The 13,842-nt window shown below is 45.5% G+C and carries 12 protein-coding genes; 6 read left to right on the top strand and 6 right to left on the bottom strand.

All coding sequences use genetic code 11. The features are described 5' to 3' along the window. The first annotated feature begins 1,097 nt into the window (after nucleotides 1-1,097). From H6F73_RS11465 to H6F73_RS11455, 3 genes are all read left to right on the top strand, one after another. Entirely contained in the window at nucleotides 1,098-1,298 is a 201-nt protein-coding gene (locus tag H6F73_RS11465) for a hypothetical protein (protein WP_190758881.1), read from the top strand. Nucleotides 1,299-1,627: 329 nt separating this feature from the next. Further along, entirely contained in the window at nucleotides 1,628-1,828 is a 201-nt protein-coding gene (locus tag H6F73_RS11460; RefSeq protein ID WP_190758880.1) for a hypothetical protein, read from the top strand. A 114-nt stretch (nucleotides 1,829-1,942) separates the two neighbouring features. Then, on the top strand, nucleotides 1,943-2,794 hold the full coding sequence (locus H6F73_RS11455; protein ID WP_190758879.1) for an Npun_R2479 family HD domain-containing metalloprotein: 852 nt from the start codon (nucleotides 1,943-1,945) through the stop codon (nucleotides 2,792-2,794). Nucleotides 2,795-2,875: 81 nt separating this feature from the next. Here the strand turns inward: H6F73_RS11455 and H6F73_RS11450 are convergent, their stop codons facing one another. Both H6F73_RS11450 and H6F73_RS11445 read right to left on the bottom strand, forming a co-directional pair. Next, complete coding sequence (locus tag H6F73_RS11450; RefSeq protein WP_190759618.1) at nucleotides 2,876-3,274, bottom strand: alr0857 family protein; 399 nt, start codon at nucleotides 3,272-3,274, stop codon at nucleotides 2,876-2,878. A 63-nt stretch (nucleotides 3,275-3,337) separates the two neighbouring features. Then, nucleotides 3,338-3,862, bottom strand: a complete 525-nt coding sequence (locus tag H6F73_RS11445) for an HNH endonuclease (RefSeq protein ID WP_347239520.1) — start codon at nucleotides 3,860-3,862, stop codon at nucleotides 3,338-3,340. Nucleotides 3,863-4,263: 401 nt separating this feature from the next. On the opposite strand from H6F73_RS11445, the gene H6F73_RS11440 reads away from it, so the two are divergent. Next, the gene (locus tag H6F73_RS11440; RefSeq protein ID WP_190758877.1) at nucleotides 4,264-4,599 is read left to right on the top strand and encodes a ribbon-helix-helix domain-containing protein; all 336 of its coding nucleotides are present in this window, start codon (nucleotides 4,264-4,266) and stop codon (nucleotides 4,597-4,599) included. 283 nt (nucleotides 4,600-4,882) lie between these two features. Beyond that, nucleotides 4,883-6,010 carry a succinylglutamate desuccinylase/aspartoacylase family protein gene (locus tag H6F73_RS11435; RefSeq protein WP_190758876.1) on the top strand — a complete coding sequence of 376 codons (1,128 nt, stop codon included), beginning with the start codon at nucleotides 4,883-4,885 and terminating at the stop codon, nucleotides 6,008-6,010. Between the two features lie 51 nt (nucleotides 6,011-6,061). Here H6F73_RS11435 and H6F73_RS11430 read toward each other — a convergent pair whose 3' ends face one another. The 4 genes from H6F73_RS11430 to H6F73_RS11415 form a co-directional block, all read right to left on the bottom strand. Further along, nucleotides 6,062-6,256 (bottom strand): hypothetical protein, encoded by a 195-nt coding sequence (locus tag H6F73_RS11430; RefSeq protein ID WP_190758875.1) that lies wholly within the window; start codon nucleotides 6,254-6,256, stop codon nucleotides 6,062-6,064. A 77-nt stretch (nucleotides 6,257-6,333) separates the two neighbouring features. Continuing rightward, nucleotides 6,334-6,801 (bottom strand): GNAT family N-acetyltransferase, encoded by a 468-nt coding sequence (locus tag H6F73_RS11425; protein WP_190758874.1) that lies wholly within the window; start codon nucleotides 6,799-6,801, stop codon nucleotides 6,334-6,336. 64 nt (nucleotides 6,802-6,865) lie between these two features. Then, nucleotides 6,866-8,908 (bottom strand): magnesium chelatase ATPase subunit D, encoded by a 2,043-nt coding sequence (bchD, locus tag H6F73_RS11420; RefSeq protein ID WP_190758873.1) that lies wholly within the window; start codon nucleotides 8,906-8,908, stop codon nucleotides 6,866-6,868. An 85-nt stretch (nucleotides 8,909-8,993) separates the two neighbouring features. Further along, nucleotides 8,994-10,211 carry a HAMP domain-containing sensor histidine kinase gene (locus H6F73_RS11415; RefSeq protein ID WP_190758872.1) on the bottom strand — a complete coding sequence of 406 codons (1,218 nt, stop codon included), beginning with the start codon at nucleotides 10,209-10,211 and terminating at the stop codon, nucleotides 8,994-8,996. Between the two features lie 881 nt (nucleotides 10,212-11,092). On the opposite strand from H6F73_RS11415, the gene H6F73_RS11410 reads away from it, so the two are divergent. Continuing rightward, complete coding sequence (locus tag H6F73_RS11410) at nucleotides 11,093-13,819, top strand: PAS domain S-box protein (RefSeq protein ID WP_190758871.1); 2,727 nt, start codon at nucleotides 11,093-11,095, stop codon at nucleotides 13,817-13,819. The last annotated feature ends 23 nt before the right edge of the window (nucleotides 13,820-13,842 follow it).

Raw genomic sequence — 13,842 nt, 5'->3', positions numbered from 1 at the left:
TGCAGTCAAGATAGCTATTATATTTTTAATTTTAGCCTTTCCACAACTATTAACGCAGTTTTTGCAATGGCAAACCAGAAAATCTGCTTTCCCTCCGCTCAAAAAACGAAAGCTACCCTTCTGAAAGCAAAAGACAGCCGGTGAAACAAAAGTGCGATGAGTTTCTTTAAACAAAAATTTACCCAAAGTCTATTCAACTAACCCACATTAATCTAGATTATAATTATGGAGAAGATTGTTATTAGAAATGAGTATTGGGCGATTTCTGATTTTGTTAAGTATTTGCGGGAAAATGTAATTATCAGGCGAGAAGCTTTAATCTTATTCACCTACTCAATTTTATTGTATACCCTCTATTTGATAAAGACTTTATATCTTTAAATGCGGGAAATACTGAAATTTTAACTAAGAAATTAGAGGTTTTTAGAAGTTCTAACCGCAGAAAAAATTACAGCAACAACACTCTTCAGACAACGTTTTTCAGAAAAAATATATATCTTCTGCTTAATGTCAAGTTAAACTTAATAGCTTTTCTCTAGAGGCTTTCAGCCGGCAACACTGCGTCACACTGACATTTTATTTTATTATTGCAAATTTAAATGTTACAGATAAACAGGGTTAAATATGTAATTTGACGCAACCACAAGGGCTTGCGTCGTTAAGTTCAAATTACAGCTTTTCAGGATATGTCGCTGATAAAAAGAGAAGTTTAGAGTTTGACGAGTTGCTGTGCGGTCAGGATTTCGTTATTTTATTTCTTAATAAAATATTAATGATATTCCTCTAGATAGATGGCGACGCAAAAACGAGCGCATAGACTGAAGAACAGTGGGGTTGATCCACCAGCAACCCACTTGACAATTCCTCTGGGTCTCAGTTGGTGGGGTTCAATCGCAGCAGTTAAAAAGCTAGATGTTGAGACGATGGCTGCCTCTGTATGAATGGAAAGAGCCGCTAAACAATCGCTGAGCACACAAAAATATTAGCTCGGCATAAAAAAAGCGGTTTGATTCAAGCGAAAAATCGGCTCAATACTATTTATATCCTGGGTGCTAACTGTTTTTTAGGTAAACACTGATTGAATTTCATTTAAATCTATGCAAGCATCAACTAATCTATATCAGTCTAATATTGCCGAATTGTATTGCTCGGCCTGGAATACTCGCAGCATTTCTTCTACGAGTCGGCAAAGTTTAAAAGCGGCATTATTAAATGATTCTTTGAACGAAGCTGACTACCGAATTATTAATCGAATGCTTTATGCAGTTCGTCGCGGATGGTTGAAACTAGCCGATTGAGCAAAGTTGACGAAGCGATTTAGCACCGGCAGGCTCTTGAAGTGTAAAAACTGCGACGTTTAGCAAAAATCTTTCACCCCTCACCCACAACATTAAGACAATTGAATTACAACCTAATTGCTTAAAATGCTCCGGGGTGCGCTTCGGGGCGTTTTTGTTTGGGTAGCCAGCGTAGCCTCTAGATAATTTTATCAGGAAGCCTAGATAATTCATAGAGATTTAAATCACAAATCTTGAGTGATTTTGTCACAAAAGCTTCTGGATTCGCATCACAGTAAGAAAGGGAGGCATGATTCATACTATAAAGATAAATTTCAAAGCTTAACGCTATGCAATTTTTCGTAAATATTTCCCAATTTAACCTTGTAGACCTCTGCTTTCAGGTTTGGAAAACTGGTAGCATTAATCAAGCTCACCGGCAGCAGCTCAGGTCGGCACTGTTAGCCGAGTCCTTAAGCGAATATGATCAAATCATTATCAACAGAATGCTTTATGCGGTTCGCAGAGGCTGGTTAAAAGTGGTGAGTTAACCCATTAGAAACCCTGCCCTTAAGGCAATGGGGTGCGGAAAACCGTGTAATAAAGTTAAACTTTATCGCGAGTTTCAAATAAATTGTAAAAATTCTGTCTTGGGGGAAATGAATATGCTTAATTTAACAGCAATTTTGATTGATGCCTTTGTGCCGCAGTTGCAAGCCGGCTACCAGCGCACTTATGGGGGATATAAACCCGACTATGCAGATATTATTGCCTGGGCCGGCAATATGGCATTAGAAAATATTGATAATAGCGACGCACTTTATCACAACGTCGAACACACTATTTTAGTCACCTTAGTCGGTCAGGAAATTCTGCGCGGCAAGCATATCCGTGAAGGAGGGGTTTCCTGCGAAGATTGGCTACATTTCATTATTTCCCTGTTATGCCATGACATTGGCTATGTTAAAGGCGTTTGCCGGCAAGATGACGACGCGCAAAGATTGTACGCCACCGGCATAGACGGAATGAAAGTCAGTATCGCTGCCGGCGCAACCGATGCCAGCCTTACCCCTTATCATGTGGATCGGGGCAAACTGTTTATTGATGAGCGATTTGGCGGACACCGGCTGATAGATGCCGAAAGTATTAAACGCAATATTGAGCTGACTCGCTTTCCCGCGCCCAAAGATCAAGATCATCAAGATACCATCAACTATCCCGGACTACTTCGTGCCGCCGATCTCATCGGTCAACTCAGCGATCCCCGCTACTTAAACAAAATTGGTGCCTTGTTCTACGAATTTGAAGAAACCGGCACCAATAAAGCACTAAACTACCGCCACCCCGGAGATTTACGGCGCAACTATCCCAAGTTTTATTGGAACGGAGTTTACCCTTACATTCAAGAAACCCTCAGCTATTTAGAACTCACACAAGAAGGGAAACAAATTATTGCCAACCTCTACTCAAATGTGTGCCGAGTCGAACACGAGCAGCCGCTATCTTTAGTTGCCTAACGTAACAAGTTTAAAATTAAATTCGTTAGGAATTTAAACCAAAAAGGGCGTCTAATTGAACGCCCTTTTTTAGTCAAATTTTCAATCACCGGCTTCCTTTACAAAAGAGGCGCAAGTTTGAGCTTCTTGCCAACACTTGAGCAAGAAGAATTCAGTGCGATCACACAATGCTGTGACAAACACCCCCTCAGCGGTTTCACCGTCTGCCGCAACCCAAGTCCCCCGCAAGCTGACTTCAACATACTCTGCATCAGCCGCACACACTGAGATCGTATCGCTTCCTTCTCGCTGCATCTCAGTTTCCAAGTAATGCAAACCGGGTAAATCGGCAGGGAGTAGAAAGGACGCCGTTATTGGTTCAACGCAGAGGCTTTGGCCAACTCGCATTGCCACAATCACTCGTGCGGCAACCAATTCCTCTAAAGATTGAGCCAGACGATCTAAATGAAAGCTTGTTTCAGTGTATGTGAACTTCAGCATTGCCGGTGGTCTCCCGTTGTTTTGAGTGCTGAGTGGGGAATGTACAGACCGATTCCCCATGCCTTATTCCCGAAGTTGCTGTTCGCGCCAGAAGTGTTCGGAGAATGACACCGCTGGGTGGATGGGTGCCTTGGGTTGGCTGCGAAGTGGCATTCCCGCCTGTAGGGGTGTGCGATTGCCTTTGTGGGAGTTGCACCGTTCGCAGGCGGTGACAACGTTATCCCAGGTGTGGGGACCCCCTTTAGACCGAGGAATGACGTGATCTAAGGTCAAATGCTTGCCGCTGCCGCAGTATTGGCAGGCGTGGCCGTCTCGCCGCAAAACTTCCCGGCGGTTTACGGGTGGAACTTTCCAGATGCGTTCTTTGCCGGCTATCGTCAGACGGATGTATTCTGGCACCTGCAAAATGCAATTTGGTGAGCGCACTGGCCAAGAAGTGCCACCTGTTCCACCCACAAAATCGAGTGGTTCTGCCTTGCCGGTGACTAATAAAATAATTGCCCGCTTGATGTTAATCCGGCTAACTGGCAAGTAGTTCTGGGAGAACACCACCACCGACCTGCTTAATACGTCAGTTATGCTTGTCACAGCTGAACTCCTCATAAAAAAACCCCCGCTTTCTATGTTTAGAAGCGGGGGCTGAAAAAGTCCTGTTGGAGTCTTTTCATCCTATTTTGGTACAGCATGACTCCTGTACCTCCCGCTTCGTTTGTTTATTTGTGGCCCCACGACCGGCTGATCGCTGGCACCCTTGAAATTGCTTCTATTATCTTTTGCCCGATATCGCAGGCTATCGCTACCCTCAAATATAAACTCCACGTCCATTGCCGCCAATTCCCAGCCGCAAAAGCGATGGAAGGCCGACCATGTCGTGGAGATAAGGGTAATAATGTTCACGGTGATACTTGTTGAAAGCAGCTATTTTAATCCTACAGCTTATATACTACACTTATAGTACAAGCCTGTCTACCCTCTGGAGGAAAAAAGTTATGCATACCCTCACTCGCACTCCGACCACTGAAATGGAAGTTACTAGCATACGCTTGGAGAGAGAGCTGAAGGAAAAACTCAAAGAACTCGCTGGCAATCAAGGATATCAAGCCCTAATTCGAGATTTGCTCTGGAATTATGTTCAGCAGAAATCAGGAGATTATCGACCGCAATTTTCCAGGGCGGATATTCGAGCGAGTCTGGCAGCAACCGCGCAAAAAGAAGAACACTGCGTTCTCACGGGCAAGTTAATTCGACCGCAGGAACCCATGTTATTAGGACTCACAACGAACGGTGATATGGTTCCCCTCAGTTTGGAGAGTTTGGCCGGCTAGCTTAATGAGAGCAACAGGTTTCCCCCTTGCGCCAAATCAGGGAAACCTGTTGCTTCTTTTCCAGAATTATACCAGCAGCAAGCTTTTAATTATCTGATCGATTTCTGTCATAATTTGCCGGGTTTCTTGAAGGGCGATGATAATTCGCTGAGAGTGGAAAATGTCATTAAATGATAATTGGCATTCATGATAAAATATTTTATGGGTTCGCTTTCTATATTTTTTAAGAATATTAAAAACTCAACCTGTAGCTATTTATAAATGTTCCCAGCCGGCAGTTAAGATGATTCCAGATATTTCAACGATTCCACTACTGCAACTTGCTTCTGGTGATCGCCTCTCATTGCAAGTTTATAAGTTTGCCGGCATCCAACCGGGTAAAAAAGTTTACTTGCAAGCGAACCTGCATGGCGCTGAAATTGTCGGCAATGCGGTGATTCACCAACTGATAGAATTCTTGATGACATTAGATGCCTCCCAGCTTGCCGGGGAAATTTGGCTGCTGCCGGTGTGCAACCCATTGGGAACTAATCAGCGAGGGCATAATTTTTCCACAGGGCGCTTCAACAGTTATGATGGAAAAGACTGGAATCGAATCTTCTGGGATTATGAAAAAGAGTGCGAGGATTTAGACGCCTTCGCGCAAAGTCAGCTTAATTTTGACACAGCTACCATTCGGCAAAATTATCTGAAGCGGATAAAAGAAAGCTTTGAAAAGCTGTTAGAAAAAATCCAATCTCCGGCAAGTGTACCCTATCATGAGCGTTACCGCTATCAGTTACAGTCTTTATGTATTGATGCAGATTATTTGATAGACTTGCATAGTTCTACCAATCAATGCGTGGATTTTGTCTATTACTTCCGCCATCGGGAAGAAAGTGCCAAATACTTTTTACTGGATTGTGGCATGATCTTGGATAAATATGATGGGGATGCCTTCGATGAAGCGTTTATCAAGCCTTGGCTAGCTTTAGAAGAAAGTTTTTCTAAATCGGGAAGAGAAATTCAATTTGATATAGAAGCTTGGACTTTGGAACTTGGTTCGGGGATGCAAATGAATTCTGAATCTGTGGAGAAAGGAATTCGAGGCATCAAGAATTATTTAATTCAAAAAGGGATATTATATGCCGGCACATTTTCCCATGATAAAAATATAGCACGCGAAATGATTTTAAAGCAACGAAGCGAGGTAAAAAAATACTTTGCATCTGCCGGCGGCATGATTCAAAATCGAGTAGCTTTGGAAACTGCAGTTAAGGCTGGAGATTTGCTTTACCAGATTCTCAGTTTTAATAAAGTTGGAGAGTTACCGGCTGTCTTGGATGTTTGTGCTGAGGATGCCGGCAGCGTTTTTGAACTTTCTATTAATGAGTCGGTGAATGAAGGCGAGTTTGTTTTATCAATGATGTAAGATTTTATCAAAAAATTAAGTTTCAAAATCAAGCCAAAAAAATCAGCTTATCTATTTTTGCTCGTCTGGTTTTAATATTTTACCTTCTAATTTTGCTTCCATCTTCACCTTCTTTTTCTTCATCTGCTTCATTTGAGCAAGTATTTTTCGCCACTCGGCGGCTAGTTCTTTCGCTGAATCATCCGAGTGAAATTCCAGATAGGTGACTGTCTTGCGAATTAAATACTCAAATTCTGCCGGCGTCATAGAATTTTAGATTGACAAAAAGCAATTTAGATTAATTTTAACTTGTTAAAATTATAGCCGGCAGACATCATTCATTATTATTTAGAAATGCCTTGATACTGCATCACCGCAAAGCGAACCGGCAGCAATTTAGACGCAACTTGTCCCAGCGCAAATTTAATCTTCAACGGCTGTGGTAAAGACTTCCAAGAAACTTCTACAAAACCAAATTGGCGGTAAAACGGCACTAACCCAGACATACATTCTAAATACAGCGGTTGCGTTGCTTGCTCAATTAAATGCCGAGTCAGATAGGAAGCCAACCCTTTACCCTGCCAAGCCGGCGCTACCACCAAACTGCCGAGTTCTTGAACCCCTAAAAAGCTCCGCAATTGCCCGCAAGCAACAATTTTTCCCTGATATTCAATCGTCCAGAATTGCTGCCACCGCAACTGAGTAGGCTCAAGTTTTGCCCCCAGCACTAATTTACGAATCGCCCATATATCCTCAACCTTAGCTGGGCGAAGAACACATCCGGGTAGTAGTGAAACACCTAACTGATTCATAAATTCTCAAGCTAGCGCCGGCAGACTTTATGACGATAAAAGCAACTAAAATTGCCATTAAAAATCACCGGCTTTTCAAATCCGCAATCGCATTCATTGTCATTGTCGCAATTGCCCGATCTGTCGCCTTCGGCAAGTGGTAATACTTACCCCCAGCCGATTGCGCCAACTCCTTGGCAAAGCCGGTGGAAACGAACTTATTCTCCGTATCAATCACCAACAACTGAATTCCCAGCATCCGAATTTTGCCGGCAATCTCTAACAATTCCCCCTTAATATCCGGCTTTTCACCCTCAACCGGCGGTTCACCCAGCGATCGCGCCAAGGGAATATTCCCCCGCCCATCCGTAATCGCCACAATTACCACCTGACCAATATCCCCCGATTGCTGGGCATTAACCCCCACGCGCACCGCCTGAGTTAACCCGTGTGCTAGGGGCGAACCACCACCACAGGGCATCCGTTCCAGACGCCGGCGTGCTGTTGTAATCGAACGTGTAGGCGGCAGCAGCACCTCAGCCGCCTCACCTCGGAACGGAATCAGCGACACCTGATCGCGGTTTTGATACGCCTCCGTCAGCAGGTGCATCACCGCACCCTTTGCCGACTGCATCCGGTTCAGCGCCATCGATCCAGAGGCATCCACGACAAACACCACCAATGCGCCGGCTTTTCTCGCCAACCGCTTTGCCCGGATATCGCCTTGCTCAACAAATACCCGCTTGCTTGGTGCGGGTGGGTTTGGTTGATCGCTGGTTTGTGCCGGCGCACCGGCTTCTCCATGACGCGCCCGACGTGCCTTCTGATAGGGTGCAGCCGCGCGTAACGTCGCATCCACCGCAATTCGGCGAACCGGCCCTTTTGGCAACACCGGCTTCACATACCGCCCGCGATCATCGGAGAAAATAATACTGCGACTGCCCGACTTCCCGCGTCGCTGAGCCATTTGAGCGAAAAACAGCACTTCCGGATCGAGAATCACTCCTTCAGGGTCGAACAGAAACTCCTCTGGAACGCTCATCTCCTCTTCCTCTGGGGGTTCGGGATTTTCCTCCTCCTCCTGTTCCTCCTGCTCTTGCTCTGACTGATCCTCCGGTGGTGGCGGTGGCGGGGGTGGTGGCGGTTCCTCCGGCGGTGGCGTCTGCACAATCGTTGCGCGAGGCACAATCACCAACTCCACAGCGCGGCGCAAATCCTCAGCATTCACCGCTGTGCGCCCCTCCAAAGCTGCTGCCACCTTCGCTACTCGCACCGCAAACAGCTCAGCGCGATGTCCCCGCACTCCACCCCGAACCGCCTCTTCCACTAAATAGATAATTTGTTCGCGAGAGATTGCCACATCCTTGAGCCACTCCCGCGCCAGAATAATCTGCGTTTTCAAATTATCCAAGTCTTCTGCATACTGCTGCAAAAATGCTCCTGGCGAATCTGCATAGGAAAGCGCCTGCTCAACTGCCTGCACCCGCTCATCTAATCCCAACACTCCATCTGCAGAGAGGGCGATCGCAATTCGATCCAACAAATGCTCCCGCAGTGGCCCTTCTTCCGGGTTATAAGTAGCAATAAACAGCGGTTTGCAAGGATGCTCAAAACTAATGCCTTCCCGCTCAACTCGGTTGCGTCCTTCTGTGAGAACACTTAGCAACAAGTTGGCAATATTATCATCAAGCAGGTTAATTTCATCCACATACAAAACGCCCCGGTGCGCCTCTGCCAGCAACCCCGGTAAAAAGACGGTTTGCCCCTGCCTGACAGACTGCTCAACATCCACCGAACCGATGAGCCGGTCTTCTGTCACCCCCAGGGGAATCTGCACAAACGGTGACGGAATGATTTCCGTAGTGGGAATTTCGCCCCCGATTTCTTCCTCCCACTCGCTGGGATCGGCGTTCCAAATCGAACCCTTAACCGCTTCTATCGGCGGCAGCAGGGCGTGAAGTGCGCGTGCCATGACCGATTTGGCGGTTCCCCGACGACCGGCAATCGCAACGCCTCCCAACCCCGGATCGACCGCCGCCAGCAGCAGAGCTAACTTGATTGCTTCTTGGCCGACGACCGCTGTTAGGGGAAAAGCAGACATAGAAGTGGGGCTACTCAGCAAAGGCATGGTTTCTCTCAAGGCGGAATCAGAATTTTACCATAGCCGGCGCAACTGCCCTAATTCATTCAATTTAATTTCCCCAACAAACTTTTTAAGGCTTTACCTGAACCTCGGAAACCTTGATTTCCAAAGGAAAAATTACCGTGAATTTAGAGCCAACTCCGACGTTTGACTCTAACTCTATTTTACCTTGTAATAGTTCCACTAATCTGGTAACAATTGCTAATCCTAGCCCTGTACTGTAAGGCACATAGGGCTGATTGCCGGCCTCTGCTTCTCGAAAATAAGGTTCAAAAATTTGCAATTGCTTTTCTTGAGCGATTCCTATTCCCGTATCGCTGACGGTAATCGACCACTGCCGGTCAGACAACATCTGGCACTTCATGTTAACTGAACCCGACTCGGTATAACGAATGGCATTGGTCATCAAATTTGTAACAATTTGCTGCAATCGTAAGCAATCTGTCACCACCGGCTCTGGAAACTCCTCGTAATCTACACTTATTTTTATATTTTTTGAACGTGCCATCGGTTCTACCATTTCCGTGACATTCGCCATAATTTCTTTTAAATTTATTACATTGGGCTGCAAGATCATCTTTCCCGCTTCATACCGAGAAATTTCCAGGGCATCGTTGATTAGATGAAGTAACTGTCGCCCATGTTTTAAGACTTTATCAATATGTCCTAAATTAGGAATCGAATCTTTAGTTTCTGGATTTTTTTCTTGTTGCCGCAAAAATAAATCTGAATAGCCGATAATTGAGGTCAGAGGTGTTTTCAATTCGTGGGCAAGGTGAGAGAGATTATCCTTACTTGCCCGAACTAACCGAGTCAGTTCCTGATTGGTTAGCTTTAGTTGATTTTGCAGATCCTCCAATTCCCGCAATCGTTCTTCTGTATATGTTTTGAAGCACCGGGCGATTACTTCATCCAGGCCGGTATCAATTAGCCGACAGGCTCGAATCACTTCTGCCGACGAACCTTTGATTAAATCTTCTTCTAAAGTAGAAAAAATTACCCAGCGCAACAAGCGATATTCCCGCGCAATTTCTTCAGCATCATAACCTTGCTTGGCTCGAAGCGTGCCGTGTTCTAAACTCTTCTCTACCAAAGTTTTAATATCATTGTCTTCAGAGGGAGATAGCATTCTGGCTATCGCCTGAAGAACAATCGGGACACTATCGCGTACCCCTTTATAAGTCAGTTCCTTAGCGGTTTCAATTCTATCATCCTGACGAACCGTTTCAACCCAAATTTCTACAATTGTATCAATCTTATTGAGGAGCGCTTGACTGAAATCCATCATAGTTCGTGCGAGAGGATGAGTAGTTGTAAGATTTGTCTGGATCTAGATTAAAGTAAAAAAGCGCTTCTCTCAAGAAAATTTCATGGCAGCCGGCATCACCGGCATTTTTTCAATCAAAGAACCAACCCCTAAAAATTGACCCGTGAGTGATCCCCGCGCTTCTAAAAGCAGCCGATAGTCGCAACTTTTTTCAATTTTTAATCGAATGCAGGCTCTTGGAGAGCGCCAGTTTAATTGTTTTCAAAAAGAAAAGCAGTGAGGCTAGACTGTTAACAGTCGCACTCATCTTTAAATAAAAGACTGACTGGTAGGGTAGCCCTAGGTAAGTAGCCCTTTTTATTCAGCATACCTCACTAACTTCATTAACAGAGCAGCCGGCAGCCAACTGCCATGTCTGTGAACGAGTTTAAATTTTACATGGGCTGCCACATCTCGCTAAGAGACAGTTTTCCCATATTTGCTCTAAAGTTAACAGCATCAGCTTGCAGTAGGCCGGCATAAACGCTTATCCTACAGAGCGTTAACAGAACAAGCAACTGAGATCACACTGGCTTCACCGCAGCTCAATTAAGCAACACCGGCATCGAGATCCGCCTTCCCTACCTCGCCGGCAGTCAACCGTAAAAAGTGAAAAGCCAGAGAATCTGAGCTGTTGACGCTTCACTTACCTTTGCGCCCAATAGCTGCCGGTTACATAATTCGACCCAGTTCAGCTTGATTAAGCTATGTTAGATTTAACAAAAAATAAAATCAGCTAGATTAAAATTAAAAAATATAAAAAAATCCATTACCCCAACAAAATAAAATCTGTCAGCTCTATAAACTTCATTAAGAATCGCTAAAGCAAACTGCCGCCAGATCAGAGAATAAGCAGGTAGGAAATGGGAATTAACACATTAAAAAATCGAATTAATCAGCCTGCCGATCACACATCGGAGGCGGATTGTTTTTTCAAAATCTCCCTAGATATGCTTTGTGTAGTCGGTTTGGACGGCTATTTCAAACGCATCAACTCGATGTGGTTCAACACCTTGTCCTTCAGTGAGGAAGAACTGCTCGGCAACCCGCTGATTGAATTCGTGCATCCCGAAGATCGAGAATCTACCTTGGCGGCGATTCAAACACTAGCCGGCAACACGGACACACTTTCCTTTGAAAATCGCTATCGCTGCGCCGACGGTTCCTACAAAAGACTATTGTGGAATGCCACATCTATCCCACAAGAAGAATTGATCTACGCCGTAGCAAAAGATATTAGCAACAACGAAACCGCAGCGCCATCAGAGCCGGCAATTCTAAGGGACGAATCAGAAGCAACCCACCCAAAGCAACCCCCAAAATTAACCCGTACCATTACCCTACTTAGGCAAAAAATTCGTAAAAGTAAACGCGCTCAGAAACAACTGAGGCAAAGGGAAGAACGCTTACGCAGTTACTTAGAACTCTCCGCAATCGGCATCGCCATCACCTCACCCGAAAAAGGCTGGCTAGAAGTCAATGACAGCTTATGCAAAATCTTTGGCTATAGCCGCTCAGAACTGATGCAAAAAAGTTGGGAATCGCTAACGCATCCTGAAGATTTGCCGGCCAATTTAACGCAATTTAACCGAGCCTTAGCCGGCGAAATTGATAGCTACTCAATCGATCAACGATTTATCCGCTCCGATGGCCAAACGATCCACGCGAACATTTCAGTGCGCTGCGTCCGCCAAAGTGACGGCTCAATCGATTACTTCGTCACCTTGGTTCAAGATACCACCGAGCGCGTGCGAACCCTAGAGGCACAGCGCCAAAGTGAAGCGCGGCTAAATTTGGCTCTCAAAGCCGCTCGGATGGGCGTTTGGGACTGGGATATTGCCAGCGGCCAAGTCACCTTTTCAGACAGCATGGAAGCCTTATTTGGCTTGCCTCCAAACAGCTTTGCCGGCACTTATTACGCCTTTCTCAACCTGATCCATCCTGAAGATCGCAGCCGGATGATGCTAGCGCTCGCTTGTGCCGTAGAAGCCGGCCACGAGTACAATATCGAAAACCGAATTATGTGGCCCAATGGCACCGTCCGCTGGGTTGCCGGTAATGGGAAAGTCTTGCGAGATAATGCCGGCAACCCCGTACGGATGATCGGAACCGTTGCAGACATCACCGCACGCAAACAAGCCACAGAATCGCTCACACAAGCCAACGAAGAACTGGAAATGAAAGTTGAAGCGCGAACCGCCGCCTTCCGACACGCCATTGGACAGTTGCATGGGGAAATTGCCGAACGCAAACACGTTGCAGAGCAACTTCGCAAATCCCAAGAAATGTTGCAGCAAGTAATGGACAATATTCCCCAATTAATTGCTTGGAAAGATTGCAATTCCGTTTATCTCGGTTGTAACCGCAGCATGGCTAGGGTGGCCGGCTTATCTTCTCCAGAAGATATTATTGGCAAAACAGATAGCGATTTACCTTGGAAACTTGAAGAGGCCGATTTCTTGCGGGAAGGCGAGCTGCGAGTAATGCTTACAGACACGCCAGAATATCACATTATCGAATCCCACCTGCAAGCCGATGGCAACCAAGTTTGGTTAGATAAAAATAGAATTCCCCTTCATGATGGAGCCGGCAATGTTGTAGGCATCTTAGTGACTTCTGAAGACATTACTGAGCGTGCCTCTGCTGAAGACGCCTTGCGACAATCAGAAGCGCAACTAAGACAACAAGCAACGCAATTAGAAGCCACTTTGCGCCAGTTGCAAAAAACTCAAACCCAACTGATTCAAACCGAAAAAATGTCAAGCTTAGGGCAATTAGTTGCAGGGGTGGCTCACGAAATTAACAACCCGATTAACTTTATTTACGGCAACATCGAATACGCTAGCCAGTACATTCAACAACTGCTGGAACTGGTACATCTTTATGACGAATGCTATCCGTCACCGATGCCGGCAATTCAAGCAAAAGCAGAAGATATTGATCTAGATTTTGTAACTGAAGACTTGCCCAAAGTTCTCAATTCTATGAGGATAGGCGCAGATCGCATCCGTGAGATTGTCCTGTCTTTACGCAACTTCTCCCGCTTAGATGAAGCCGAAAAAAAACGAGTCGATATTCACGCCGGCATCGACAGTACCCTGCTGATATTACAGTATCGGCTCAAATCCAAACCCAGCAGTGTAGGAATTGAGATCGTTAAAGAGTATGGCAACTTGCCCTTAGTAGATTGCTATGCCGGCCAGCTTAACCAAGTCTTTATGAATCTCCTCTCCAACGCCATCGACGCCATAGAAAACCAGCCATCCCCGCGAATTACAATTCGCACCTCAATCAATTCTGAACCGCTTACACCCGACTTTGACAGCAAACAACCGGCTCAAAACACAACTTCAGCCATCATTCGCATTGCCGACAACGGCCCAGGCATGACAGAGGAAGTTCAAACTCGCCTATTTGACCCATTTTTTACCACAAAACCCGTCGGTAAAGGCACAGGATTAGGCTTAACAATCGCCTATCAAATAATCGTAGAAAAACACGGAGGCCGGCTGATTTGCAATTCAGCGCCGGCACAAGGTACAGAATTTCTCATCGAAATTCCCCTGCAACAAACCCTAGAACACGAATAAACCCCATTCAAACATCCAAAAAC

The sequence above is a fragment of the Microcoleus sp. FACHB-68 genome (assembly GCF_014695715.1).
Lineage (GTDB): Bacteria > Cyanobacteriota > Cyanobacteriia > Cyanobacteriales > Oscillatoriaceae > FACHB-68.
The sequence above is the reverse complement of the archived record's forward strand: the minus strand, read 5'-3'. Positions and strand labels throughout refer to the sequence as shown.

What these genes read in the sequence shown, in the direction of transcription:
- H6F73_RS11415 (WP_190758872.1), bottom strand. Translation starts at nt 10,211, where the DNA reads ATGATGGATTTCAGTCAAGCGCTCCTCAATAAGATTGATACAATTGTA.
- H6F73_RS11455 (WP_190758879.1), top strand. Translation starts at nt 1,943, where the DNA reads ATGCTTAATTTAACAGCAATTTTGATTGATGCCTTTGTGCCGCAGTTG.
- H6F73_RS11440 (WP_190758877.1), top strand. Translation starts at nt 4,264, where the DNA reads ATGCATACCCTCACTCGCACTCCGACCACTGAAATGGAAGTTACTAGC.
- H6F73_RS11435 (WP_190758876.1), top strand. Translation starts at nt 4,883, where the DNA reads ATGATTCCAGATATTTCAACGATTCCACTACTGCAACTTGCTTCTGGT.
- H6F73_RS11425 (WP_190758874.1), bottom strand. Translation starts at nt 6,801, where the DNA reads ATGAATCAGTTAGGTGTTTCACTACTACCCGGATGTGTTCTTCGCCCA.
- H6F73_RS11460 (WP_190758880.1), top strand. Translation starts at nt 1,628, where the DNA reads ATGCAATTTTTCGTAAATATTTCCCAATTTAACCTTGTAGACCTCTGC.
- H6F73_RS11450 (WP_190759618.1), bottom strand. Translation starts at nt 3,274, where the DNA reads ATGCTGAAGTTCACATACACTGAAACAAGCTTTCATTTAGATCGTCTG.
- H6F73_RS11430 (WP_190758875.1), bottom strand. Translation starts at nt 6,256, where the DNA reads ATGACGCCGGCAGAATTTGAGTATTTAATTCGCAAGACAGTCACCTAT.
- H6F73_RS11410 (WP_190758871.1), top strand. Translation starts at nt 11,093, where the DNA reads ATGGGAATTAACACATTAAAAAATCGAATTAATCAGCCTGCCGATCAC.
- bchD (WP_190758873.1), bottom strand. Translation starts at nt 8,908, where the DNA reads ATGCCTTTGCTGAGTAGCCCCACTTCTATGTCTGCTTTTCCCCTAACA.
- H6F73_RS11465 (WP_190758881.1), top strand. Translation starts at nt 1,098, where the DNA reads ATGCAAGCATCAACTAATCTATATCAGTCTAATATTGCCGAATTGTAT.